This is a genomic window from Amycolatopsis sp. DG1A-15b (assembly GCF_030285645.1).
Taxonomy (GTDB): domain Bacteria; phylum Actinomycetota; class Actinomycetes; order Mycobacteriales; family Pseudonocardiaceae; genus Amycolatopsis.
Map to the genome: position 1 here is coordinate 2,041,058 of NZ_CP127296.1, position 24,062 is coordinate 2,065,119.

Here is a 24,062-nt window from a genome sequence, read left to right on the forward strand (position 1 = left end):
GCCTGCGGCCGACGCTCGCAGCGGGCGCCCCGACCAGGCGTTTCCGTCGCGGGGGAGGGTGGGGACCGGCAATTTTGCCGGTGCCGTCCGCCATCACCGCTGACGCCTGCCGGCAAACGCTCAGAAGACGATGAAGAAAATCAAGCGTCGAGCCTGCCACGTCCAAATCCGGTACGCGTAGGACCCGGTCACGCCGGACAAGACGAGCGCGATCAGGCCCTGGCCGACCATGTCCGAGTTGAACATGGCGAACGCGCCGGCGACCAAGGCGATTGTCCACAGTGTCCACGTGGCGCCGAGTGGTCGCGAGGCTGCCGGGAAACGTTGCCGGGCGCTCGAGCCTGTCCGGAAAATGTCACGTCGGCGATTCACGTTGCCGACGGCTCCACCGTGCGGACTTTTCGATCAAGTGGTCAAAACCAGGACACTTTCCGGAATGTGCACGCCGATCGGTAGCGGGAGTGTCCCGCCGCCCGATTAGCGGTCATCGCGCCGAGTGGGTTGCGTGTACGGCCAAGTGCTGAAGGATGGAGTGCGAATGGAACCTGAATTCGCCGGGCGGTACCGGCTCGGTGCGGAACTCGGCCGGGGAAAGCGGGGAGTGGTCCGGGCCGGGGTGGATCCGGACGGCCGGGAGGTCGTTTGCCGGCAGGTCCGGGCCGATTCGTCCGGCAGGCCGGAGGCGGCCTCGGCCTTCATGCGCGAGCAGTCGGTCCTGCTGGGACTTTCGCACCCGAACCTGGTGACGTTGCAGGATTTCCTTGTCGAAGGCGACACCGTGACGCTCGTGTCGGACCTGGTGCACGGGGGATCACTGCGTGAACGGCTCGAGGCGTCGGGAACGCTGCTGCCGAAGGAAATCGCCAGGATCGTCGCCGGCGTGGCCGCCGCACTGCACGCGATCCACGAGGCCGGCGTGGTGCACGGCGACGTGTGCCCGGAAAACGTTCTGTTGGATGATTCGGGAGCCGTCCGCAACCCGAAACTGTCCGGTGCCGGGCTGGTCCGCATCATTCCGAAAGCGCCGCAGATGTCGATGCGTGAAGCGTCGAAGTACCTCGCGCCCGAAGTCGCTGCCGGCGGTGAGCCGGCCGAGGCGGCGGATCTTTACGCCCTCGGGGTGATCGTCTACGAACTCTACTGCGGAATTGCGCCGTTCCCCGGTGGGTACGTGCGGCGCGAGGGGGAGGAACCCGGGCGCCCGGGCGACATGCCGGACCCGCTCTGGGAGGTCGTGCGGGTACTGCTCGCCATCGACCCCGCGACCCGCCCGGGTGCGGACCGGATCGCCGCGATTCTCGACGCGATCGTGCCGGACCTGGTGAACAGCCCGGTGGGGCGACGGCTCGAGCGTCCGCCCCTTCCCACCTACGCTCGGCAGCAGGCTCGGACCGGGGCGAATCCGTCACCGGGGATCGGAGATCCGGTGTTCGACAGCCCCTACGTCGGCCCGCCGCGTCCGCGGCGGAAGAAGAAAGCGGTCCCCCTCGCGATCGGGGCAACCGTCCTGGTGGTGGCCGGCACGATCATCGCGCTGAGCGCCGGCTCGACGTCGGCGCCGCAGGCCGCGCCTCCGGCCGTCACGGCGGCCGCCTCGACCTCGGAGACCTCCTCCGAAGTGGCCTCGACCACCACCTCGGCGGCGCCGACCGTCGCGCCGGATCTCATCGGCAAGAAGCTCTCGGAGGCGCAGGACGCGCTGGGTACCGGCATCCAGATCGAGACGGTCAATTCGATCGAGCAGACGGCCGCCCCGGGCACGGTGATCGACCAGGACCCGAAGGCCGGCGCCCAGTTGAACGGGCACGTCAAACTGACCGTCGCGCAGTCGGCGGTCGAGGTCTACCTGTCCGACCTGAGACCGGTCAACGGCAGTTCCTGGTCGAACGACACCCAGCCCGGCAACATCGCCGGCAAGAGCTACCTGCACACGGTCTCGAAGAGCGTCTCCTCCTGTCCCGACACCGGCGCGATCGAGTACAACGTCTCCAAGGGGTACCGCAGGTTCGCCGCCACGGCGGGCATGGACGACAACTCCGGCGACGCGGGGTTGAAGGTCCAGCTCGAGGTGTTCGGTGACGGCCGCAAGCTGAAGTCGGCGACCTTGGAACTCGGGAAGGTGACACCCGTCGACGTCGACGTGAGCGGCGTGCTCCGGCTGCGGCTGTCGTGGCAGGTCGTGAACCCCGCCTGCAGCAGCGGTGTCGGCGGCGACGCCTTCGACCTGGGGGAGGCCAAGCTCCTCGGTCTGCCGGGCGAGGCGCCGACACCGACGGCAACCAGCTAGTCCTGCGGGCGGAGGGCATGCCCTGAGCGGACAGCTGCACTCGCTCGGCCATGCCGGACAGTCCGGACCGGACGCGCCGGCCGGGAACGGCGTTCCGGCCGGCGCGCCGGGCACAGTGACGCGAGGTCAGCTCAGATGCCGGGTGAAGAACCTCAGAGAGCTGTCCACTTCGAACGACGGCACGTCCCCATGGGTGCCCGTGTTGGCGTGCAGCGTCTTCTCGGATGAGCCCAGCGCGTCGAACAACGCCAGGCTCTGGTCCCGCGGAACCAGCTCGTCGTCCCACTGGACCAGGAACTGCACCGGTGCAGTGATCCGCGCGGCGTCTTCGGCCAGCCCGTGCACTCCGAGCAGGCCCAGCACCGCGGCCCGGATCCTGGGTTCTGCGGCGATGAGCGGAATGCCGAGCCCGCAGCCCATCGACATCCCGCAGTAGCCCACCGGTCCGGCGCCGACCTGGTCGAGGCTCTGGACGGCGGTCAGGACCGCCTGCCAGTCCGCCACGGCCTGACCGGCCAGGTAGCTGTGCATATCGGCGACCAGCGCGCCCGGGTTCTCACCGGCGGCCATGCCGGCCCGCATGGCGGCCACGATCCGGCCGAACTCCTCGTCCTGGGGCCGGTCGCCGTGGTGGGGCGCGTCGATCGCGACGACTGCGAAGCCCTCGGCGGCGTAGCAGCGGGCGCGGGACACGGTGCTGGGGGCCGTCTTGTGCTGCCTGCCGCCGTGGCCCAGCAGAATCAGGGGACGAGTGCCAGAGGCGTCTTCCGGCGTCCACAGCACGCCGGGGAATTCGTCGAGGGTGAAGAACTGTTCGGTGACGCCATCCGACGACGTCTGAGAGGTGAAGCGCATCAGCGTTTCATGCCTTTCGGGATGCCTTGTGCGGGCGCTCCCTAGGCCATGCAAAGGAGGGAGCCCCGACCTGTCACAGCGTTGATCGGTCTCACCTCCTCGAACTCGCAGTCGTGCACGACAGCGCCGAACGTATCACAGAGATCAACACCCGCTCCCCGCCAGGGCAAACGTGGCCTGTTGCGGCACTGGTCCTGTGCGCGGAGGGCCCGGCGGATGGTTCCACCGGGCCCTCCGCGGCTATTCGACCAGTGCCGGGTCGCCCCACCCGAGTGACGGCAGCCGGTTCGACCGGCCGACCGCCATCGCCGCCCCGGCGGCCAGCGGGTGGACGGTCATCCCGGGGCGCCAAGCGACGAGCCTCATCCGCAGCGCGTTCGTGAGATCGCACTCGATCCAGGCCGGCTCGCCCATCCGCGCCCGGAACTGCCCTTGGGACACGTTGTCGAGGAACACCTGGAAGTAACCGACCTGGTCGGCCTCGTCGGCGTCGTCGAGCACCCCGGCGACCGCCTCGAAGCGGCGGTACCGGCGGCTCAGGTTGTACTCGACCACGCCCTGCGGGTCGTTGGCGAAGAGCTGCGGCCGGTAGACGATGCTGGACCCGCGGTGCAGCCCGTCGATTTCGGCGCCCGTGAAGCGGATGTCCGACGTGCTGGCGACCGGCCGGAGGACGGTGGTGAGCAGTTGCGGGCCCGGCGCCGGCTTGCTCGCGGGCCGGTTCGCGTGCCACGAGCCCACCCATTCGCCGATTTTCGGTGGCGCGAAGCGGGGGACACCGGTGAACGCGGCCAGGAGACTCGCGGCGCCTTCGAGGGTGAACTCGGTGATTTCGTACCGGGTGGTCGAGTGGGCGTTGAGGAACGAGGGAATTTCGGCGACCGTGCGGCCGGGAAGAACCACCGGAAGGATTCTCCGGGTTTCCCGTGGCAGGTCCCTCGTCAGGTTGTCCCTGATCATCGCCGCCTCGAACTGGGAGCCCCGCCCGATGTCGGCGACCTCGTCGCCCTCGGCGCGGCGCTTGTAGGCGGGCGAGGCGATGGCCAGCACGAAGTCCGCCTTGGTGAGGTGTTGGGACGCCCAGAGCGACCAGTCCAGCCGGGAACCGTCGACCCATTGGTCGAAAAAAACCTCCACGCCCAGCTGGGATTGCAGGAAAGTGGCGAACTGCCGGACGAGGTCCTGGTGTTCTGCCGAGTCCTGTGCGTAACTGATGAAGACTCTCGGGCGTTCTCCGTTGGTCATCCAGGTATTCCTTTGAATAACGGATCGAATTACGCCCGATTGAACCGCATGGAATGCGGCGGGGCAGTGTCCCCGGCCGATTGTCCGGCTTCTGTCCAGTATGCGGCCGATCGCGGACGGTACCCGGCACCCCTGCCCGCGCGGGCGCGGCAGCCGCTGATCGTCCGAGAGCACGGCGACCCGGCAGGGGGTGATCCGCGGCCGAACGGTCCCGGTGGAGGGCGCGACCCCCAACGACGCGCCCGCCACCGGGTCGCCCCGGCATTCCCCCTCATCCACCGTGCCCCTAGGGTTCCGGACGCCGTCCTCGTTTCGTCCTCGCGCCGGCATTCGCCGCTCCACCTGCGCGTTCGGAAGCCGGGCCGGCCTTGACGACCAGGGGGTTGCGATGAGGTTCCGGATTCTCGGGACGCTGGAAGTGACGGCGTACGGGAGCCGGATCACCCTGGCGAGCCCGCGGCAGCAGCGCGCGCTGGCCGTCCTGCTGCTCAACGCGGGCGCCGTCGTCCCGGTGGAGCGCATGGTCGACGCGCTCTGGGACGACGAGCCGCCGGCGACGGCGGTGAAGCAGGTGCGCAACTGCGTTTCCGGGTTGCGGGCCCGGCTCGGCGAACTCGGCGGGGCGATCGTCACCGATGGTCCCGGGTACCGCCTGCAGATCGACGCCGACGACCTCGACTCCCTCCGCTTCCGCCGGCACGTCGCGGCGGCGCGGGGACTCGCCGGGCAGGCCAAGCTCGTCGACGCCGTCGAAGAAATCCGGGCCGCGCTCGCCCTGTGGCGCGGGCCCGCGCTCGACGGGCTGCGGACGACCACGCTCGCCGGCCGGGCCGCGCTGCTCGACGAACAACGCGCCGACGCTGTCGAACTCTGTGCCGAATGGCGGCTGCGGCTCGGCGAAACGGGCGAAGTCGTCCGAGACCTGACGGAGTTCTGCGGCGAGCACCCGACGCGCGAGCTGTCCCACCTGCTGCTCATGCGCGCCCTCGCGAAGGAAGGCCGCTACGCCGAAGCCTCGACGCTGTTCCACGGCCTGCGCCGGCGGCTGGCCGACGAACTCGGCGTCGACCCCAATCCCGACCTGCGGCGGCTCCACGAGCAGATCCTCGCCGCGGCCACGCCCGGCGACGGCGAACCCGAGCCGGAACCCCCGGCGCAACACCAGTTCGACCGGGCGGTCACCGAGCTGGCCGAAGCCGTCACGTGGCAGTGGCGCGCCGAAGCCGAGCTGCGTTCGCTGCACCGGCCGCAGCCGATCATGCTGCGCTGGTCGGCGGTCGGGCGCACCGGGAAATCCGCGCTGCGCGGCGACCTCGGCGACATCGCGGCGACGTTCACCGCGTTGCCCGTGCGGCAGCTGGTCGTGCTCGGTGATCCCGGCTCGGGCAAGTCGGTGCTCGCCCTGATGCTGACGCTCGAGCTGCTGCGCACCCGCACCGCGGACGCCCCGGTGCCGGTGCTGTTGTCGCTGGCGTCGTGGGATCCGCGGCGGGAGCACCTCGACCGGTGGCTGGCGGCCAGGCTCGCCGACAACCACCCGGCCCTGCTCAACGCCCGCGAGTACGGGACCGACGCCCCGACCCGGCTCGTCCTCGGCGGCCACGTGGTCCCGGTCCTCGACGGTCTCGACGAGATGCCGGCCGACCTGCGCGTCGCCGCGCTGGACGCCCTGGACCAGACCGTGGGGGCGGGCCGCTCGCTGGTGCTCACCTGCCGCTCCGCCGAGTACGAGCAGGCGACGCGCGAGTCCGGCACGGTGCTGGGCGCCGCCACGGTGGTGCGGCTCGAACCGGTCGTCCGGCAGGAGGCGATCACCTACCTGTCCGCGCGGCAGGGCGAAGACCGCTGGCTTCCCGTCGCCGACCGGCTGCGCCGCGAGCCGGACGCCGCGCTGGCCCGGGTGCTGCGGACGCCGTTGATGGTCGATCTCGCCCGGATCGGCTACGGCCGCCCGCCGGCCGATCCCGCGGAACTGCTCGCCGCCGAAGACGCCGCGGCGCTCGAAGGGCAGCTGCTCGACTCCTTCGTCCCCAACGCCTACGCGCAGGTTCCGCAGCCACCGGGGCGGAACCCGAAGACGAGCCCGTCCGGGCGGTACACCGCGGAGCAGGCCACCCGCTGGCTCGGTTTCCTGGCCCGGCACCTCGAACGCGCGCGCAGCCGTGACCTGGCCTGGTGGCAGCTGTACCGCGCGGTGCCCGCCGGAACCCGGTCGGTCCTGATCGGTGTGCTGGTCGCGGTGTTCTTCGTGATCACCGGCTGGGTCGACGACGGACCGGCGCTGGCGGCGGTCTACGGCTCGTCGTTCGGTGGCGCCGCCTGCCTGGCCCACCGCTTCGGCCGGCCGCCGGAGCCGCTGCGCACGGAGCTGCGGTTCGCCGGCGCGGCCCGGAAGTTCGCCGGCCGCTTCGCGATCGGTGCCGCGGTGGGTGTCCTGCTCGGCCTGGGCTGGTCGCTGGCGGCCGGTCTGGTCGTCTTCCTGGCGCTGGTGTTCGGCCTGGTGTTCGCGGTGCACGTGTGGCTGGCGAAACCGGTCGACGCGAGCCGCGTGTCGAGCCCGCGGACGATCCTGCGCAACGAGCGGACCGGCGCGATCGCGTTGTCCGTGTCGTTCCTGGTGTCCTTGGGGCTGTTCGACGGGATGGCGTTCGCGTTCACGGCCCAGACGCGGTTCCTCCCGGTGCTGGGCGGCCGCTTCGACTTGGCGCTGGCCATCGCGGCCGGGGTGGCGGGCGCGTCGTTCGGGTTCTTCATGGGCCGCGGCGTGGCGGCGGCGTGCTACGGCGTGGCGGCCGCGCTGGTGGGCGGCCAGGTGTTCCCGGCGGCGACGAACGCGGTGACCCCGATCGTGGCCGGCGTGTGTTTCGGCGCAGGCATCGGCATGACGGTCCTGGTGACCCGGGCGTGGGGCAACTACTTCGTCCACCACCTCTGGCTCGCGGCAACGGGCCGCTTGCCGTGGCGCCTGATGCACTTCCTCGACGACGCGCACCGGCGAGGGGTGCTGAGGCAGGCCGGAGGCGTGTACCAGTTCCGCCACGCGCGGGTGCAGGAGAGGCTGGCCGCGCTCGGCGACGACTAGGCCGAGCTTCGCACGGCTTGGCGTTCGGCCTCGGCCACGGCCGTTGCGGTCACCTGCGTCGCGCCGAAGACGGTGGACACGGCCAGCAGGCTCATCACGGCGAACACCGCGTGCAGGCCGAAGCTCTGGGCGAGCAACCCGCCCGCGAGCGCGCCGAGGGGCCGCGTGCCGTACGCCACGAGGCGGTGGGAACTGTTGATGCGTCCGAGAAGCCGGTCCGGGGTGATCCGCTGGCGCAGGGAGACGGTCGTGACGTTGGAGACGATGAGGCCGACACCGCCGGCGAAGAAGGCGGCGCCGATGATCACCGGGTCGGCCGTCAACGCCGGAACACCCAGGGACGCGGCGCCCAAGAAGAAGGCGATGCCGATGGCGCGCGCCGTGCCCAATGCGCGCTCGGCCGGCTCGGCGAAGAACGAACCGGCGAGGCAGCCGGCGGCGACCAGGCTGAGCAGCCAGCCGTACGCTTCCCCCGACAGCCCCATCGCCGAGTCCGGGCCCACGGCGTACAGCACGAAGACGGCCAGGATCGCGCTGCTGGCGAAGTTGAAGATGCCCGTCATCAGGGTGAACGTGCGCAGGATGCCGGTGCGCCACACGAACCGCAGTCCCTCGGCGATTTCGGTGCGCAGCCGGGGGCGCCGATCGGTGGTCCCCACCTTGAACGAGCCGCGGACGAACAGGAGGACGACGACCGCGGCCGCCCAGAGGGCGATCGGGGTGGCCAGCGACAGCGACGCCGCCGTGGCGACGAGCAGACCGGCGGCCGGGGGACCGGCGAGCTCCAGCGCCGTCGTCTCGGCCGCGTACAGCCGGCTGTTCGCTCTCGGCAGCTTGTCGCGTCCGACCAGCTGCGGCACGATCGCCTGGGACGCGGTGTCGTAGCACGTTTCCGCGATACCGGTGCCGAGCGCGGCGACGTACAGGATCCAGATGGAGCCGGCGTCGAGCAGCACGGCCACGAGGAGCCCGGCGAGCAGCGTGGCGCGGGCGACGTTCGCGAGCAGCATCAGCGAGCGACGGTCCCGGCGGTCGGCGGTCGCACCCGCCGGCAACGCGAAGACCAGCCACGGCAGCGTGAACGCGAACGTCAGGCCGGCGATCAGGGCCGGCGAACGCGTGTACCCGATCGCCAGCAGCGGCAGGGCGAACTTGAGGATCCCGTCGGCGAGGTTGGACAGGGCGGCCGACGTCCACAGCCGCCAGTACCCACCGCCAAGCGATGTCCCCATTGGTGGAGAATTCCACATCGATGGAGAAAAGTCCATCGACGTGTACTAGCCTTCGCCCATGGCTGAACCCGGAGGTGCTTCCGCGTCGATGCCGCGGCGCGAGGCCACGGTGAGCGAGGCGAAAGCCCTGGCCCACCCGCTGCGGCTGCGCATCCTGCGGCTCTGCTGGCAGAGCGAGCTGACCAACAAGCAGCTCGCCGACCGCCTGGGCCGCGATCCCGGGACGGTCCTGTACCACGTCCGGCAGCTGATCGAGGCGGGTCTGCTCGAGCCGGCGCCCGTCCGCACCGGCGACAGCGGCGCGCTGGAGAAGCCCTACCGCGCCAAGGCGCGATCGTGGTGGCTGGACGACCCCCCGAACACCGAAGTCGACGCCGCCTTGGCGCCCATCGAAGCGGTCCAGGACGAGCTGCGCGCGGCGGGCCCCGACTCGGTGCGCATCTTCCTCCGCTTCGCCGTCCACCTGTCCGCCGAGGACGCGGCCGAGCTGGAGCGCGCGATCCTCGCGCTCGTCGAGCGGTATGTGTCCACGGACGACGAACGGTCCGCCGAGCCCGCCCACGGCGGGATGATCGTGCTGCACCGCCTGGCCGAATAGCCGCTTCCCGTCACGCGACGGCGAGGTCCTCCGGCGGCGCCCAGAGCGGCACCCCGTCCGCCCGCTCGGGGTGCAGCCAGCGCAGCCTCGCCGCGAGCTGCCCGGCCACCTCCAGGAAACCCCGGACGGTCTCCGGCCGCTCGCCGTCCCGCCAGGCCAGCGACCACGGGTACACCGGCTGCAGCTCCTGCGGCCGGTACGCCGGGATCCCGAGGTCTTCGTACCGCCGGGCGTAGCTTTCGAACTCCAGCAGGTAAGCGCTGTCCGGCGCCCGGGTGAGCGCCGCGTGGCACGTGTCGAACGTGCCCGGGTTGCCCAGCCAGCGCAGGGCCAGCCCGGTGTGCTGCTCCAGCGAACTCAAGTACCGGCCGTGCACGTTGTACAGCGCCGTGCCGGGTGCGTCCGCGAAGACCTCGATCGGACGCTCGTGCACCGACACCGCCGGGCGGCGGGGGTCGCCGGGCCGCCCGACCAGGCGGAACGGCTCCAGCCGCAGCAGCCGGTGCTGCCAGCCCGCCGGGTGGGCCGCCTTCATCGCCCCCGTGACGCGGACGATCGCCACGTCCGGGTGGCCCTCGAGCAGCGCCCTGAGCTGGCGGGCGCTGTCCATCTGGCTCTGGACGAGCCGGATGGCGGGGTGGGCGGCGAGGTAGGCGTCCGCGACCAGCCGGCTCGTGTCCAGCTCGAAGATGTGGGCGATCCGCAGGTGGTGCGGGGCGGGCTCGCGCAGCATCTGGTCCGCGGTGGCCAGCAGCTGCCGGGCCAGGTGCAGGAACCGGTCGCCGCGCGGGGTCAGGGCCACGTGGCGGCTGTCGCGGACCAGCAGGGCGCCGCCGACGTCGGTTTCGAGCTTGCGGATCTGCTTGGACAGCGTCGGCTGGCTGATGAAGAGCTTGGCCGCCGCCCGGCCGAAGTGCAGTTCGTCGGCGACGGTGACGAAGTACCGCACCAGCCTGAGGTCGAGGTCCATGCGGGCCTTCCGCGCGAAGGGTCGGGTGCGCCAACGATGCCACCACGGCTATCGATCCGGTCGCAACGGGTCTTGGACGCCGGGCCCGCCCGTCGGGTTGGCTTCGGGGACCACCCGGACGAACTGGAGGATCCGATGGCCGAACCGGGCACCCCCGTCGTGTTCATCCACGGGCTGTGGCTGCACGCCACCTCGTGGACCCCTTGGATCGACCACTTCCGGGCGGCCGGGTACGCGCCCGTCGCACCCGGCTGGCCGCACGAGCCCGGAACCGTCGAGCTGGCCCGGGAAAACCCGGACGTCGTCGCGGACATCGGCATCGACGACGCCACCGGCCACTTCGCGTCGATCATCGCCGGCCTCGAGCGGCCGCCGGTGATCATCGGGCACTCCTTCGGCGGCCTGATCACCGAGAAGCTGCTGGGGCAGGGCGTCGGCCTCGCCGGCGTCGCCATCGACCCCGCCCAGATCAAGGGCGTCCTGCCGCTGCCGCTGGCCCAGCTGCGCGCGGGCCTGCCTGCCCTGGGCAATCCGGCGAACCTCCACCGGGCCGTGTCGCTGACCGAGAAGGAGTTCCGGTTCGGCTTCGGCAACGCGCTGACCGACGAGGAATCGGCGGCGCTGTACCGGCGCTGGACGATCCCGTCGCCGGCCCGGCCGCTGTTCCAGGCCGCGGCGGCGAACTTCGTGCTGCACTCCGAGGCCCGGGTCGACACCCACCGCCCGGACCGCGGCCCGCTCCTGCTGATCTCCGGGACGGCCGACCACACCGTTCCGGACGTCGTCACCCGCTCGACCTTCAAGCAGTACCGCGACTCCACCGCGGTCACCGAGCTGAAGCAGTTCGAGGGCCGGGGACACTCGCTCACCATCGACAGCGGCTGGCGCGAGGTCGCCGACGCCGTGCTCGGCTGGCTGCGCGAGCAGGGGATCTGAGCCCGTGGACCTCGGATTGGCCGGCGCGGTCGCCGTCGTCACCGGAGCCAGCCGGGGCATCGGCCTGGCCGTCACCGAAGCCCTCGTCGCGGAAGGTGCCCACGTCGTGGCCGGCGCGCGCGTGCCGGGACCGGACCTGGACGCCCTCGTCCAGGCGGGGAAAGCGCACGCACTCGCCGTCGACCTCGGCACCACCGACGGGCCTGGCCGGCTCGCCGAGCTGGCCCTGGCCGAGTTCGGGCGCATCGACGTCCTGGTCAACAACGTCGGCGCCGTCACCCCGCGGCCGAACGGCTTCCTGCTGGTCACCGACGACGAGTGGACGCGGTCGGTGACGCTGAACCTGCTGAGCGCGGTCCGGGCGACGCGGGCCGTGCTGCCGACGATGGTGACCGCGGGCCGGGGCAACATCGTCACGGTCGCCTCGGTCAACGCGATCCTGCCCGACCCCGGCGTCATCGACTACAGCGCGGCGAAAGCGGCGCTGGTCAACTTCACGAAGTCGGTGTCGAAGGAGTTCGGGCCCCGCGGCATCCGCGCCAACGCGATCAACCCGGGCCCGGTCGCGACGGACCTGTGGCTCGGGGCCGGCGGGGTGGCCGAAACCCTCGCCGCCACGACCGGCGCGAACCCGGACTCGGTCGCCGAGGAGGCGGCCGGGCACGCCGTCACCGGCCGGTTCACCCGGCCCGCGGAGGTGGCGAACCTGGTGGCCTTCCTGGCCAGCGACCGGGTGGCGGGCAACATCACCGGCGCCACCCTCGCCATCGACGGCGGCTACGCCACCGAAACCCATTGATCACGGGCTCGGCGAGGGTTTCGCCATCGCGCGGGGCCTGCCCCGGACGTGCGAGGCGGGAGTAGGCACCTCGCGGGCGGGGTATTTCCCTCCTGAGAAAGTTCAGAAGGGAATCGCCATGGGAATCCTCGTCGCCCTGCTCGTGGTCTGGGCCGTCCTGGTCGTGCTCGGCATCGTGGTCAAGAGCCTGTTCTGGCTGATCATCGTGGGCGCGGTGCTGTTCGTCGCGACCGGCGTGATCGGGTTCGTCAAACGCGAAGCACTGGGTCGCCGGCGCTGAGCACAAGTTCGTTCTGGAGTCATACTGTAGGAAATCCCTACAATTGTGCCGGCCCGCGGCCGCCTCTATGCTCGCGGGCATGTCCTCCCCCGATCGGCCGAAGGCGCTGCTGCGCTGGCCCACCTACGTGATGGGCCAGCTGCACCGCAGCGGTGTGGGCCGGATCGACACGGCGCTGGCCGGCCACGGGGTCGCTCTGCGCGACTACTACGTCCTGGTCTGCATCGGCGAGTCCGGTCCGCTGTCGCAGCAGCGCGTCGCGGACCGGCTCGGTCTCGACCGCAGCGACCTGGTGAAGGTGCTCGACCGGCTGGAGGCCGCGGGCTGGGTGTCGCGGGAGCGCGACACCGAGGACCGCCGCCGGCACGTCCTCACCCTCACCGAGCACGGCCACGCCACGGTGGGCAAGGTCGAGGAGGTCTCGAGCGCGGTGACCGGCGAGCTGCTCGCCCGGCTGAGCCCGGGCGAGCGGGAGACGTTGCACCGCTTGCTGCTGAAGGCCTTCGGGGAGCCGTCGGCCTGACGCCGGCCCGGCGGCAAGATTGCCGCTGCGCCGGTGCCCCCGGCTGGCGTGGGACTTCCCGGATCTGCACGTGACGGGGGTGCAGATCGACGGGAACGCCGCGGCCCGGGAAGCGGCGGCGAGGCCGTGATCGCTCCACAATGGACCGTCGTGGCGGTGGCCCGTCTTCTCGGGTTCATCCACGCCCGCGGCGGCAGCCACGACGAGGCGCTCACGCACCACCGCCACGCGGTCGAGCTGTACCGCGCGGCCGGTGACCGGTGCGGCGAAGCCCGCGCACTGGTCGGCCTCGGCGATCTCCACTACCACGCCGGCCGCCGGGCCGAGAGCGCGGCGGACTTCCAGCGCGGCCTGGACCTGGCCCAGGCGGTCGGCGACCGCTGGGGTGAAGCGCTGGCCGCCGTCGGGCTCGGCTTCACGGCCGCACCCCGCCACGCCCGCAGGCACCTCGAGCACGGCCTGGCCCACGCCCGCGCGACGGGGGACCGCTGGGCCGAAAGCATGGCCTTGACCGGCTTGGGCACGGTCCACCACGCCGACGGCGACCCGGCGGAGGCGGCGAACTGCCTCCACCAGGCCGTCACGCTGGCTCAGGAAGTCGGCGACCGGTGGTGGGAACGCAAGGCCACCACCGCGCTCGGCCGGGTGTGCGCCGCGGCCGGTCACCACGGTGAGGCTGTGCTGCTGCACGAGCGGGCGGTGCAGCTGGCGCGGGACCTGGCCGACGAAGCCGCGGAAGCCGAAGCGCTCGCCGCGCTGGCGGAAATGCCGGTGCGCCACCGGGAAATCCACGCCTGACCCCCGGTCAGCGGCCGGTCAGTGCCCCGTCAGCGGGCGCCGCGATTCTTGGCTGGACCGAGAACCGGTGGCGGACCCGAGGGGAGTTGACGGTGCGATGACTTCGCTGGTGGCGGTGTCCACGTACGTGCCGACGACCGTGGCGATCGAATCGCTGCAGGACGAGCTGGCCCTCTCCGCCGGGCAGGTGCGCCGGTTCCGCCGGATGTACGGCCTCGACCAGGTCTGCCGGTCGGACGAGTCCGAAGCGGACATGATCCTCGGAGCCGTCAGCAAGCTGGATCCCCTGCGGGGCCGGGAAGAGCGCGTCCGGTACGTCGTGCGCGCCAAGACGATGCCGGCCGCGAACCCGTACCCGGTCGACCCGATGGTCGACGTGCGGGAGGCGCTCGGGCTCACCCATGCCACCCTGTTCACCCTCACCGACCACGCCTGCGCCTCCGGGCTGCTCGCCGTCGACCTGTGCGGCACGCTGCTGGCCGCCGACGGCGATCCCGATGCGCTCGCCCTGATCCTCACCGGCGAAAAAGCGTTCACCCACTCCGCGCAGGTCATTCCCGATACCGCGATCATGGGGGAGGCCACCGCCGCGGTGCTCGTCGGACCGGGCGAGGACCAGGACACCCTGATCGGCTACGCCACCACCACGCTCGGCGGCCCGGGCGGCGAAGTGATCCTCGACGACGACCAGGCCGCCGAGTTCCGGCAGATCTACCCCGGCACGGTCGCCGACGTCGCGCTCGAAGCCATCGCGGCCGCCGGGCTGACCGTCGACGACATCGACCTGGTCCTGCCGCACAACGTCAACAAGATCTCCTGGGTCCGCGCGAGCGCGGCGCTGGGCATCCCGCGCTCGAAGATCTTCCTGCAGAACGTCGGGACGACCGGGCACTGCTTCTGCGCCGACCCCTTTCTCAATTACCACGCCGCCAACGGCCTCGGGCTCCTCGCGCCCGGCGCCCGCTACCTGATGATTTCCGTCGGCCTGGGGTCGACGTTCTCCGCCATGGTCTTCCGGAAATGAGGAGCGCTGCATGAGTGTCGAATTCGAGATCCAGGGGGTCGGCATCGCCGAACTCGCGGAGCGTTACGGCACCCCGCTCTTCGTCTACGACGGTGACGAACTGGGCGGCCGGCTGCTGGGTCTTCGCGAGCAGTTGCACCCGCGGCTGGAGATCTTCTACTCGCTGAAGTCCAATCCGAACATCTCGGTGTGCGCGCTGCTGCACGCCCACGGGGCCCGGGCCGAAGTGTCGTCGATGGCCGAACTGATCACCGCGCGCCGGGCCGGGGTCGCCGGCGAGGACATCATCTTCCTCGGCCCCGGCAAGAGCGTCTCGGAACTGGCCGCCTGCCTGGACGAGGGCGTCTACACCGTGGTCTGCGAATCGTTCGGGGAGCTGAAGATCCTCGACGACCTCGCGCGCGAACGCGGGATCGAAGCGCGGGTCACTCTGCGGGTGAACCCCAGCTTCGCGGTCAAGGGCTCGGGCCTCACCATGGGCGGCAAGCCGCGCCAGTTCGGCATCGACGAAGAGCAGCTGCTCGCCGCCACCGACCTCGCCGACCGGCACCCGAACCTGCGGCTGATGGGCGTGCAGGTCTACATGGGCACCCGGATCCTGGACGAGGAGCCGATCGTCGAGAACACCCGGCGCATCTTCGAACTCGCCGAACGCGTCTCGCGCCGGCTCGGGTTCCCGCTGGAAATGGTCGACGTCGGCGGCGGCCTCGGCGTCGCGTACTTCGACGGCGAAACGGACCTCGACCGCGATCTGCTCGCCTCGATGCTCAACCCGGTGATCGACGAGTTCGCGCAGCGGCACCCGGCGACGCGGCTGGTCATGGAGCTCGGCCGGTACCTCGCCGCCACTTCCGGGACCTACGTCGTCCGCGTCCGCTACACCAAGACCTCGCTGGGGCAGAACTTCGCCGTCGCCGACGGTGGCACGAACCACCACATGGCCGCCGTCGGCATCGGGTCCTACGTCAAGCGCGACTTCCCGATCCGGCTGCTCAACCGCATCGACGAGCCCGCCACCGAAACCTGGCAGATCACCGGGCCGCTGTGCACGCCCAACGACGTGCTCGCCAAGAAGGCGGCGCTGCCGCCGGTCCGCCCGGGCGACCTGATCGGCGTCACGCGGTCCGGTGCCTACGGCCCGACGGCGTCCCCGGTGCTCTTCCTCAGCCACGGCTACCCGGCCGAAGTCATCGTCCACGGTGGACGCCACTACCTCGTCAGCGAGCGGGACCAGCCCGCGGACCTGCTGCGCCGCCAGCACCTGCACGAGTTCGCGCCGCCGGTCGCCGTGGGCGCGGAGCGCTAGGCGATGTACCGCGCGTCCACGACCACCCTGTCCTCCGCGCCGTCGCCGGGCCTGCGGCCGTTGCCGCTGCGCCTGGCGCTGGCGACCCAGCGTGAATTCGGCCCCGGAGAACGCGAAATCGACGTTCCCGAGCTGCACCGGTACTTCACCGACCTCAGCCGCGGGCACGACATCGGCTTCCGGCCCGGCCGGGTGGCGCGGGCGCGCGGCAACCCCTTCCTCGCGATGGCCCGCGAACTGCTCGCCGGGCAGCTGTCCGGCGAGCGGATCGACCTCGCGATCGTCGCCCACGCGGCGCCCGAGTTCGACCCGCGGCTGTCGGCGCCGGTGAACCTCACCGCCGTGCTTCCCGGCCACCCGCTGGTGTTTTCCGTTTCGGGACAGGGCAGCCTGGCCCCGTTCACCGCGCTGCGCATCGCCGGTTCCTACGCGCGGCGCCACGACTACCGGCGCGTCCTGGTCCTGATCATGGACCAGGGCGTCACGCCGTACGACCTGCCGGACCGGGTCGGCGACGCCGCCACCGCCCTGCTGTTCGAGGCGGGCGGGCGCCGGACGGTCCGCGTCGGCTACGAACCCGAAGTGGCGCCGGACGCGCTGCCGGAGTTCGAGCCGGCGGAGACGGTCGTCATCGGCAGCGGGCTGGCCGGGCTGGGTGCTTGGCCGGACGCGATCGTCGCGCCGCCCGAGTTCCCGTGCACCGGGCTGTGGGCGCCGCTCGCCGGCGGCACGGCCGCCGGTCCGGTGCTGCTGGCCGACTACGACCCGCGCCGTGGTGCGCTGGGGATCTGCGTGGTGGCCGGGTCCGACTGACGCGGCCCTATGATGAGGGTTGGTCGTGGTCGGGCTCGAAGCGGGGGACGGACAAGTGCGCGTGGTCATCGGTGAAGACCAGTTCCTGCTCAGGGACGGTCTGGTGCGGCTGCTCGAGGCGCACGAATTCGACGTCAGCGCGGCGGTGGACAACGGGCCGGACCTGCTGGAAGCGATGCTGCGCGAACGGCCGGACATCGCGATCGTCGACATCCGGCTGCCGCCGTCGTTCACCGACGAGGGCCTGCGCGCCGCGATCGAAGCGCGGCGCCGGATCCAGGGTTTCCCGGTGCTCGTCCTCTCGCAGTACGTGGAACGGCTGTACGCCGACGAACTCCTCGCGGATGGGGAGGGCTCGGTCGGCTACCTGCTCAAGGACCGGGTGTTCCACGGTGACCAGTTCGTGGACGCCGTCCGCCAGGTCGCTCTCGGAGGCACGGTGATGGACCCGGACGTCGTGACGCGGCTGCTGACGCACAACACCCGCGACGACCGCCTGGAGCGGCTGACCGCCCGGGAGCGCGAAGTCCTCAAGCTCATGGCCGAAGGGCGGTCCAACAGCAGCATCGCGGGCGTGCTGGTCGTTTCCGAGAAGGCCGTTTCCAAGCACATCAACAACATCCTCGCCAAGCTGAACCTGCCGCAGTCCGAGGACGCCAACCGGCGGGTCCTGGCGGTGCTGGCGTACCTGAAGCACTGACGGGCATCAGGGCGCCAAGCCGCACGGGATCTCGATCGTCACCATGGTCGGGCCGCCGAGCGGGCTGAGGATCGTGATGAAGCCGTCGAGCGGGGCGAGCCGCTTCTCGATGCCGCGCAGTCCCGTGCCGCCTTCGGTGTTCGCGCCGCCGCCGCCGTTGTCGCTGACGTTGATCACCAGCCGGCCGGACTCGTAGTGGACGTTGATCGCGCCGCTGTGCGCCCCGGAGTGCTTCATCGCGTTGTTCAGCAGTTCGGACACCGAGAAGTACGCGGCGGTCTCGACCGCCAGCGACGGCCGGCCGGGCAGGTCGATCGTCGTCTCGATCCGCAGCGGGTTTTCGATGGCGAGCGTGCGGATCGCGTCGGCGATGCCGCGGTCGACCAGCACCGGCGGCTGGATGCCCCGGACGAGATCGCGCAGCTGCTGCAACGCCTTGGCCGAGCTGTTCTTCGCCTCGTCCATCAAGGACCGGGCCGCTTCGGGGTGGGAGTCGAGCACGCGCATCGCGGCGTCGAGCGTCATCCCCATCGCGACCAGGTGGGTCTGCGCGCCGTCGTGCAGGTCGCGCTCGATGCGGCGCAGCTCGGTCGCCTGCGACCCCACGGCGTCGTCGCGGCTTTCCGCCAGGTGCTGCACGCGGTTCGTCAGCCGGGTCACCTCGGTCGGTGACAGCAGCGTGGCCGCGAGCCGCGCGTGCAGCTTCAGCAGGTGCGGTGCGCTCCACAGCGCGAGCGGGAAGTGCGCCAGGCCGAGGATGGCCGCGAACCAGGCCGTCGGCTGGTCGTCCACCGGGATCACCACGTACCAGCTGCCGAGCCAGTCGGCCGCGTCGGACCCGACCAGGAACGGCATCGCGAGCCCGCGGAACCCGTGCGCGATCAGCAGGAGCGGGGTGAGCGTCAGCAGGATGCCGACGGAGCTGTCCACCACCAGCCACAGCGCGTCGCGCCAGTTCGCGCGGTCGCCGAGCAGGTGGTGGCAGCGGCGCAGCGGCGTGCTCCCGGCCGGCTCCGGCAGGTACGGCGAGGCGATCCGCACACCGGACCACGCGCCGGCCGACGCGCGCACCCGGTCGGTCAGCGAGCGCATCAACAGCACGGCCGGGGGCAGCATGAACGGTCCCACGCCCACGCCGATCAGCGAGCCGGCGGTGACCACGACGACGAACATCACGAGTTCGGTCACCGCCACCACGGCGAGCGCGCCGCCCCGCAGGGTCGCGAGCCCGCCGTCGCGCAGCAGCGACCGCGTCATCGTGGCGACCGGGCTTCCGCTAGTCATGGCGCCCATTATGCGCAGGCCGGGCCGCTCTCCGCGGTAGTGCTAACCCCCGCAAACTTCCGCTCCCTAGCACCCTCGGAAATCGGTCCGCGCCTTCGTAACGTGGTCGCGGTAAAGCATCGAAGACCGCGAGAAGGCACGCCAGGGGAGCCGCAGATGTACCACCAAGACGACACGGTCGACGTCGTGCGGCTGCTGTCCGTACGCAAGGCGTACGGCAAGGACCGCGCCCAAGTCCTGGCTCTGGACAACGTGACGGCCGGCTTCGCGGCCGGCACGTTCACCGCGGTGATGGGGCCGTCGGGTTCGGGCAAGAGCACGCTGCTGCACTGCGCGGCCGGCCTGGACAAGCCGACGTCCGGCTCGGTCGTGCTGGGCGGCACGGACCTCAGCGTGATGCGCGAGGTCGAGCTGACCCGGTTGCGGCGCGACCGGATCGGGTTCGTGTTCCAGGCCTTCAACCTGCTGCCCGCGCTCGACGTCGAGCAGAACGTGACCCTGCCGCTGCGACTGGCGGGACGGCGGGCCGACCCGGCTCTCGTGCGCCGCGTCATCGAACAGGTCGGGCTCGGCCAGCGGCGCCGCCACCGGCCGGCGGAACTCTCCGGCGGGCAGCAGCAGCGGGTGGCGATCGCCCGCGCCCTCGTCACCCACCCCGAGGTGATCTTCGCCGACGAGCCGACCGGCGCGCTGGACACGCGGTCGGCCCAGGAGGTGCTTTCCTTGCTGCGAGAGGCGAAGAGCGCGTCCCGGCAGACCATCGTGATGGTCACCCACGACCCGGTGGCCGCCTCCTACGCCGACCGCGTGCTGTTCCTCGCCGACGGCCGGGTCGTCGACGAGCTGCGGCAGCCGAACCCCGAAGAGGTGGCCCGGCGGATGACCAACCTCGTGGCCCGCACCGAGCAGCGGCCGCAGGAAGACCCCTGGCTGAGCGAGCTGACGCGCTGATGCTGACCCTCGTCGTACGCACCCTGCGCTACCGCACCGGTGGCTTCATCGCCACCCTCGTCTCGGTGTTCGTCGGCACCGCCGTCATGCTCGCCTGCGGCGGCCTCATGGAGACCGGCATCCGGACCGTGATCCCGCCGCAGCGCCTGGCCGCCGCGCCGATCGTGGTGGCGGGCAACCAGTCCTACGACCTGCCCACGGTCGGCCACGGTGAGGACGCCTACCACGAGACCGCGACGCTGTCCGAGCGCGTCCGGCTCGACGAAGGCCTCGCGAGCACGATCAGCGGCGTCCCCGGCGTCGCCCACGTGGTCCCCGACGTCTCCTTCCACGCCGAGGTGCTCGGCGACCAGGGCGGCCCGTCGGTCCCCGGCACCCAGGCCGGCCACAGCTGGGTCTCCGCGGAGCTGGCGCCCTACCGGCTGACCGAGGGTGTGGCCCCGATCCGCGAGGGCGAAGTCGTGCTCGATTCCGCCACCGCCGCCCGGATCGGGGCGCACGCGGGTGGCAAGGCCGACATCGCCGTCCGCGGGGGCGTCCACTCCTACCGGATCACCGGGATCGCCGACGCGGGCCGCCGGATGGCCGCCGACGCGGTGTTCTTCTCACCCGCCGAGGCCACCGGGCTGCGGTCGGCGGCCGGGCAGGTGGACGCGTTCGGCGTCCAGCTCGCGCCGGGTGCCGACGTCGCGGGCGTCGACGCGCAGATCGCCGCCGCGGTGCGGGACCAGCGCGCGGTCACGCTGACCGGCGACGCCCGCGGTTCCGCCGAGTTCGCCAAGGCGGCCGGCGACGGCGAGCTGCTGATCATCCTCGCGGCCGTGTTCGGCGGCCTCGCGGCGCAGGTCGCCATGTTCGTCGTCGCGAGCACCCTGACGCTTTCGGTGCAGCAGCGCCGCCGTGAGGTGGCCATGCTGCGGGCGATCGGCGCGACCCCGCGCCAGCTGAGCCGGATGATCACCGGCGAGGCAATGATCATCGGTGCGCTGGGCACCGCGCTGGCCATCTTCCCCGGCGTGCTGCTCGGCAACTGGCTCTTCGGCCGGCTGACCGGGTTCGGCGTGATCCAGCCGGTCCTCAAGTTCGAGCAGGGCTTCTACCCGGTGGTCGCCGCGGCGATCGTGGGCCTGGGTTCGGCGTGGGGCGCCGCGTTCGTCGCCGCCCGGTACGCGGGCCGTACGCGGCCCGTCGAAGCCATGCGGGAAACGGCGATCCCCACGCGCTGGCTGACCCCGGCGCGGCTGTGGCTCGGGGTGTCGAGCCTGATCGGCGCGGTGGCGCTGGCCTACCTGACGATCACCGTCGTCGACGGCCCGCTCGCGGCGAGCACGGCCGGCCCGGCCGTCACCCTGGTGGCGACCGCCGTCGCACTGTTCGCCCCCGGGCTCACCAAGCTGCTGGTCGCGGTGCTGCGCCGGCCGATCCGCGCGTTCGGCGGCCTGCCCGGCTACCTCGCTTCGCTGAACGCGCGGGCCCGCTGGATGCCGATGGCCGGGGCGGTCACGCCCATCATGCTGGCCACCGGGCTCGCGATCTTCATGCTGTACTTCCAGACCACGGAGGTCGCGGTCGCGGAGAAGCAGTACTCCGACTCGCTGCTCGCCGACGCCGTGGTGACGTCCGCGACCGGCGACCTGCCGCCGGATCTGGTCGCCAAGGTGCAGCAGGCACCCGGGGTGGCCGGGGCCACGGCGTTCGTGACGAGCAAGGGGTACAACGAAAAGCCGTCGGACGCGACGCAGGACGAGGACGGCGTGGACCTCACCGGCGTCACCGCCGGCGGCGTGGCGAAGGCGTGGGGGAGCATCGTCGCGAGCGGGCAGCTCGACGCCCTGCACGGCAACACGATCGCCCTGCCCGCCGACCTCGCGCAGCGGCTGGGTGTCGGCGTGGGCGCCAAGATCGCGATGCGGCTGGGCGACGGCTCCCAGGTCACCCTGGACGTCGTCGCGACGCTGCGGACCACGGCGGCCTCGGCGTCGGCGCTGGTGCCCGCCGACATGCTGGCGCCGCACACGGCCGCCGGCGCGGCCGACCGGATCCTCGTCATGGCGCAGCCCGGGACCGCGGAGGGCGATCTGCTCGCGTCGCTGCGCAGCCGGGTCGGGGACGTGGACGGCGTGCAGGTGGCCGGCCGGGAGGCGCTCACCAAGGCGTTCCTGGCGGAGGTCCAGGCCAACGCCTGGGTCAACTACCTGATCGTCGGGCTGCTGCTGGTGTACGCCGCGATTTCGATGGTGAACACGCTGGTGATGGCCACGGCGGACCGGCGGCGGGAGTTCGGGCTGCAGCGGCTCATCGGGTCCACGCGGGGGCAGGTGATGCGCATGATGGCCATGGAAGCGGGGGTCGTGGCCGCCATCGGTGTCTTCCTCGGCACGCTGGTCGCGGCGTCGATGCTGGTGCCCTTCAGCGTGGCCGTGTCGGACAGCCTCATCCCGTCCGGTCCTTTGTGGATTTATCTGGTGATACTCGGGCTGGCCGTCGTGCTGACGGTGGTGGCCACCTGCGCGCCGACGTGGTTCACGTTGCGCACCAGGCCGTCGCCGTCGACGCTCGCCCCTGAATAGGTGACCTCGGGCCGGCCGGAGCCCCCAGCGCGGCGCTGACGAACTCTCCCCCAGATCGTCAGCGCGCGGTCAGCCCGAGGTCACCGCTCCGGCATAACGTCGCGGGTGTGAACACCGAAGAGAACGCCGCCGGGGGCTGGGACGCCATCGTGGTCGGCTCCGGGATCGGCGGGCTCGTCTGCGCCGGATACCTGGTGGCGAGCGGGATGCGCGTGCTCGTGCTCGAACAGCACGACGTCGCGGGCGGCAACAGCCACGTGTTCCGCCGCCGGCGCTCCTACCAGTTCGACGTCGGCGTGCACTACCTCGGCGACTGCGGGCCCGGCGGCGTGCTGCCGGCGATCCTCTCGGGGCTCGGCCTCGGCGACCGGGTGCGGTTCCACCCCATGGACCCCGACGGGTTCGACCGGATCGTGCTGCCCAGCGTCACGGTGGACGTACCGACCGGGTGGGACCGCTACGCCGACCGCCTGCGGGCCGCGCTGCCCGCCGAGGCGGACGGCATCACCCGCTACATCGAGGTGTGCGAGGCCGTCGCGCAGGCCTGCCGCCAGTCCGCCTTCGCCGCCGGGCCGGCGGCGAAGATGCCGGCCGTGATGCTGCGCTGGAGCCGCCGGACGCTGGCGCAGCTGTTCGACCACTGCGGGCTTTCGGCCCGGGCGCGCACCGTCCTGGCGGCCCAGTCCGGGAACTACGGGTCCGCTCCGGTGAGCACGCTCGTCACCGCCCACGCCGGGATGCTCGACGAGTACCTCCGCGGCGCCTACTACCCGGAGGGCGGCGGGCAGGTGATCGCCGCGTCGTTCGTCGAGCTGCTGGAGTCGCACGGCGGCACGCTGCTCACCCGCGCGCGGGCCGAGCGGATCCTGTTCGAGCACGGCAAGGCGATCGGCGTCCGGCTGGCCGACGGCACGGTCCACCGCGCGCCGGTGGTGGTGTCCAACGCGGACTACTGCCGCACCGTCCTGGAACTGTGCGACGGCCGGGAAAACCTGCCCGGGGCCGTGGTGGCCCGCGCGGAGGCGGCGACGATGCGCCTGCCGATGGCCGTCTGCTACGTCGGGCTCGACCGGGAGCTGCCGCTCCCCGGCGCGAACATCTGGTACTGGCCGGACGAAGACGTCGACGCGGCGTACGCCCGGGTGGAGGCCGGCCGGCTCGACGAGCTGCCGTACGCGTTCCTGTCCTTCGCTTCCCTCAAGGATCCGGTGCCGGGTTCGACCTGCCCGCCGGGACACATGAACTTCCAGATCATGACGGCCTGTCCGCCGGGGTACGCGCCCTGGGGACTCACGGACGGGCCGACGCACGGGACCCGGTACCGGCGTGAACCCGGCTACCTCGGCGCGAAGGACCGGCTGACCGCGCAGATGCTGGACCTCGCCGAGGCCGTGACCGGGCCGTTCCGCAAGCACCTGGTGCACGTCGAGACGTCTACGCCGCTGACGCAGGAGCGCTACACGCTCTCCACCGGGGGAAGTGCGTACGGCCTGCAGACCTGGGGCCGGCTCGGGCAACGTCCGGATATCGATTCGGGTGTCGACGGTCTCTACCTCACGGGCCAGAGCATCTTGCACAGCGGAGGAATCGTCGGGGTCGCGACCGGGGGCGCGCTGTGCGCTTCGACGATCCTCGGCCGGCCGGTCCTCGCCGACGGCGCCGCCGGGGTGCTGGGGAATCCCGAGCTGCTCCCGGAACGCGAGCCCGGCTGGGACCCGCTGCGCACCTCCCGGGGACTGCGGCGGCGCGAGGCGCGCGGTCTCGCCCTGCTCGACCGGGTCGTCGCGGGATAAGGACGCGACACCGGAG

The 24,062-nt window shown here is 71.8% G+C and carries 21 protein-coding genes; 15 read left to right on the top strand and 6 right to left on the bottom strand.

What is annotated here, in order from left to right; genetic code table 11:
• Window positions 1-120 precede the first annotated feature (120 nt).
• Complete coding sequence (locus QRY02_RS09280) at window positions 121-267, bottom strand: hypothetical protein (RefSeq protein ID WP_285991087.1); 147 nt, start codon at window positions 265-267, stop codon at window positions 121-123.
• 271 nt (window positions 268-538) lie between these two features.
• Here QRY02_RS09280 and QRY02_RS09285 point away from each other — a divergent pair, with 271 nt between their 5' ends.
• On the top strand, window positions 539-2,287 hold the full coding sequence (locus tag QRY02_RS09285; RefSeq protein WP_285991088.1) for a protein kinase domain-containing protein: 1,749 nt from the start codon (window positions 539-541) through the stop codon (window positions 2,285-2,287).
• 126 nt (window positions 2,288-2,413) lie between these two features.
• Here the strand turns inward: QRY02_RS09285 and QRY02_RS09290 are convergent, their stop codons facing one another.
• Together QRY02_RS09290 and QRY02_RS09295 are read right to left on the bottom strand one after the other, a co-directional pair.
• The gene (locus tag QRY02_RS09290; RefSeq protein WP_285991089.1) at window positions 2,414-3,142 is read right to left on the bottom strand and encodes a dienelactone hydrolase family protein; all 729 of its coding nucleotides are present in this window, start codon (window positions 3,140-3,142) and stop codon (window positions 2,414-2,416) included.
• Between the two features lie 240 nt (window positions 3,143-3,382).
• Window positions 3,383-4,387 (bottom strand): SEFIR domain-containing protein, encoded by a 1,005-nt coding sequence (locus QRY02_RS09295; RefSeq protein WP_285991090.1) that lies wholly within the window; start codon window positions 4,385-4,387, stop codon window positions 3,383-3,385.
• A 388-nt stretch (window positions 4,388-4,775) separates the two neighbouring features.
• Between QRY02_RS09295 and QRY02_RS09300 the strand changes: the two genes are divergently transcribed.
• On the top strand, window positions 4,776-7,469 hold the full coding sequence (locus QRY02_RS09300) for a BTAD domain-containing putative transcriptional regulator (protein ID WP_285991091.1): 2,694 nt from the start codon (window positions 4,776-4,778) through the stop codon (window positions 7,467-7,469).
• On the opposite strand, the gene QRY02_RS09305 is transcribed toward QRY02_RS09300, so the two are convergent.
• Window positions 7,466-8,701, bottom strand: coding sequence for an MFS transporter (locus tag QRY02_RS09305; protein ID WP_285991092.1), 1,236 nt, complete (start codon window positions 8,699-8,701; stop codon window positions 7,466-7,468). The genes QRY02_RS09300 and QRY02_RS09305 overlap by 4 nt on opposite strands.
• A 58-nt stretch (window positions 8,702-8,759) precedes the next feature.
• On the opposite strand from QRY02_RS09305, the gene QRY02_RS09310 reads away from it, so the two are divergent.
• Window positions 8,760-9,299 (top strand): ArsR/SmtB family transcription factor, encoded by a 540-nt coding sequence (locus tag QRY02_RS09310; protein WP_285991093.1) that lies wholly within the window; start codon window positions 8,760-8,762, stop codon window positions 9,297-9,299.
• 10 nt (window positions 9,300-9,309) lie between these two features.
• Here QRY02_RS09310 and QRY02_RS09315 read toward each other — a convergent pair whose 3' ends face one another.
• Window positions 9,310-10,269: a LysR family transcriptional regulator gene (locus tag QRY02_RS09315; protein ID WP_285991094.1), complete on the bottom strand. Its 960-nt coding sequence runs from the start codon at window positions 10,267-10,269 to the stop codon at window positions 9,310-9,312.
• Between the two features lie 135 nt (window positions 10,270-10,404).
• Here QRY02_RS09315 and QRY02_RS09320 point away from each other — a divergent pair, with 135 nt between their 5' ends.
• The 9 genes from QRY02_RS09320 (at window position 10,405) to QRY02_RS09360 (ending at window position 17,448) form a co-directional block, all read left to right on the top strand.
• On the top strand, window positions 10,405-11,205 hold the full coding sequence (locus QRY02_RS09320; protein WP_285991095.1) for an alpha/beta hydrolase: 801 nt from the start codon (window positions 10,405-10,407) through the stop codon (window positions 11,203-11,205).
• 4 nt (window positions 11,206-11,209) lie between these two features.
• Window positions 11,210-12,004, top strand: a complete 795-nt coding sequence (locus QRY02_RS09325; RefSeq protein WP_285991096.1) for an SDR family NAD(P)-dependent oxidoreductase — start codon at window positions 11,210-11,212, stop codon at window positions 12,002-12,004.
• A gap of 118 nt (window positions 12,005-12,122) precedes the next feature.
• A complete protein-coding gene (locus QRY02_RS09330) occupies window positions 12,123-12,284 on the top strand; it encodes a hypothetical protein (RefSeq protein ID WP_285991097.1) in 162 nt (53 codons plus the stop codon).
• Between the two features lie 79 nt (window positions 12,285-12,363).
• Window positions 12,364-12,807, top strand: coding sequence for a MarR family winged helix-turn-helix transcriptional regulator (locus QRY02_RS09335; RefSeq protein ID WP_285991098.1), 444 nt, complete (start codon window positions 12,364-12,366; stop codon window positions 12,805-12,807).
• 156 nt (window positions 12,808-12,963) lie between these two features.
• The gene (locus QRY02_RS09340; RefSeq protein ID WP_285991099.1) at window positions 12,964-13,605 is read left to right on the top strand and encodes a tetratricopeptide repeat protein; all 642 of its coding nucleotides are present in this window, start codon (window positions 12,964-12,966) and stop codon (window positions 13,603-13,605) included.
• Between the two features lie 97 nt (window positions 13,606-13,702).
• A complete protein-coding gene (locus QRY02_RS09345; protein WP_285991100.1) occupies window positions 13,703-14,629 on the top strand; it encodes a 3-oxoacyl-[acyl-carrier-protein] synthase III C-terminal domain-containing protein in 927 nt (308 codons plus the stop codon).
• A 10-nt stretch (window positions 14,630-14,639) separates the two neighbouring features.
• Window positions 14,640-15,935, top strand: coding sequence for a type III PLP-dependent enzyme (locus QRY02_RS09350; protein ID WP_285991101.1), 1,296 nt, complete (start codon window positions 14,640-14,642; stop codon window positions 15,933-15,935).
• A 3-nt stretch (window positions 15,936-15,938) separates the two neighbouring features.
• Window positions 15,939-16,748: a hypothetical protein gene (locus QRY02_RS09355; protein ID WP_285991102.1), complete on the top strand. Its 810-nt coding sequence runs from the start codon at window positions 15,939-15,941 to the stop codon at window positions 16,746-16,748.
• A 55-nt stretch (window positions 16,749-16,803) separates the two neighbouring features.
• The gene (locus QRY02_RS09360; RefSeq protein WP_285991103.1) at window positions 16,804-17,448 is read left to right on the top strand and encodes a LuxR C-terminal-related transcriptional regulator; all 645 of its coding nucleotides are present in this window, start codon (window positions 16,804-16,806) and stop codon (window positions 17,446-17,448) included.
• Window positions 17,449-17,454: 6 nt separating this feature from the next.
• Here the strand turns inward: QRY02_RS09360 and QRY02_RS09365 are convergent, their stop codons facing one another.
• Window positions 17,455-18,732 (bottom strand): sensor histidine kinase, encoded by a 1,278-nt coding sequence (locus QRY02_RS09365; RefSeq protein ID WP_285991104.1) that lies wholly within the window; start codon window positions 18,730-18,732, stop codon window positions 17,455-17,457.
• A 156-nt stretch (window positions 18,733-18,888) separates the two neighbouring features.
• Here QRY02_RS09365 and QRY02_RS09370 point away from each other — a divergent pair, with 156 nt between their 5' ends.
• The 3 genes from QRY02_RS09370 (at window position 18,889) to QRY02_RS09380 (ending at window position 24,046) form a co-directional block, all read left to right on the top strand.
• The gene (locus QRY02_RS09370; RefSeq protein WP_285991105.1) at window positions 18,889-19,683 is read left to right on the top strand and encodes an ABC transporter ATP-binding protein; all 795 of its coding nucleotides are present in this window, start codon (window positions 18,889-18,891) and stop codon (window positions 19,681-19,683) included.
• Window positions 19,683-22,253 (top strand): FtsX-like permease family protein, encoded by a 2,571-nt coding sequence (locus QRY02_RS09375; RefSeq protein ID WP_285991106.1) that lies wholly within the window; start codon window positions 19,683-19,685, stop codon window positions 22,251-22,253. Before QRY02_RS09370 ends, QRY02_RS09375 begins: the two co-directional genes overlap by 1 nt.
• Window positions 22,254-22,360: 107 nt before the next feature.
• Window positions 22,361-24,046, top strand: a complete 1,686-nt coding sequence (locus QRY02_RS09380; protein ID WP_285991107.1) for a phytoene desaturase family protein — start codon at window positions 22,361-22,363, stop codon at window positions 24,044-24,046.
• Window positions 24,047-24,062 lie beyond the last annotated feature (16 nt).

Bases quoted from the DNA above. Each gene is read 5' to 3' on its own strand.
- QRY02_RS09285 (WP_285991088.1), top strand. From the start codon at position 539: ATGGAACCTGAATTCGCCGGGCGGTACCGGCTCGGTGCGGAACTCGGC.
- QRY02_RS09290 (WP_285991089.1), bottom strand. From the start codon at position 3,142: ATGCGCTTCACCTCTCAGACGTCGTCGGATGGCGTCACCGAACAGTTC.
- QRY02_RS09295 (WP_285991090.1), bottom strand. From the start codon at position 4,387: ATGACCAACGGAGAACGCCCGAGAGTCTTCATCAGTTACGCACAGGAC.
- QRY02_RS09300 (WP_285991091.1), top strand. From the start codon at position 4,776: ATGAGGTTCCGGATTCTCGGGACGCTGGAAGTGACGGCGTACGGGAGC.
- QRY02_RS09305 (WP_285991092.1), bottom strand. From the start codon at position 8,701: ATGGGGACATCGCTTGGCGGTGGGTACTGGCGGCTGTGGACGTCGGCC.
- QRY02_RS09310 (WP_285991093.1), top strand. From the start codon at position 8,760: ATGGCTGAACCCGGAGGTGCTTCCGCGTCGATGCCGCGGCGCGAGGCC.
- QRY02_RS09315 (WP_285991094.1), bottom strand. From the start codon at position 10,269: ATGGACCTCGACCTCAGGCTGGTGCGGTACTTCGTCACCGTCGCCGAC.
- QRY02_RS09320 (WP_285991095.1), top strand. From the start codon at position 10,405: ATGGCCGAACCGGGCACCCCCGTCGTGTTCATCCACGGGCTGTGGCTG.
- QRY02_RS09330 (WP_285991097.1), top strand. From the start codon at position 12,123: ATGGGAATCCTCGTCGCCCTGCTCGTGGTCTGGGCCGTCCTGGTCGTG.
- QRY02_RS09335 (WP_285991098.1), top strand. From the start codon at position 12,364: ATGTCCTCCCCCGATCGGCCGAAGGCGCTGCTGCGCTGGCCCACCTAC.
- QRY02_RS09345 (WP_285991100.1), top strand. From the start codon at position 13,703: ATGACTTCGCTGGTGGCGGTGTCCACGTACGTGCCGACGACCGTGGCG.
- QRY02_RS09350 (WP_285991101.1), top strand. From the start codon at position 14,640: ATGAGTGTCGAATTCGAGATCCAGGGGGTCGGCATCGCCGAACTCGCG.
- QRY02_RS09355 (WP_285991102.1), top strand. From the start codon at position 15,939: ATGTACCGCGCGTCCACGACCACCCTGTCCTCCGCGCCGTCGCCGGGC.
- QRY02_RS09365 (WP_285991104.1), bottom strand. From the start codon at position 18,732: ATGACTAGCGGAAGCCCGGTCGCCACGATGACGCGGTCGCTGCTGCGC.
- QRY02_RS09370 (WP_285991105.1), top strand. From the start codon at position 18,889: ATGTACCACCAAGACGACACGGTCGACGTCGTGCGGCTGCTGTCCGTA.
- QRY02_RS09375 (WP_285991106.1), top strand. From the start codon at position 19,683: ATGCTGACCCTCGTCGTACGCACCCTGCGCTACCGCACCGGTGGCTTC.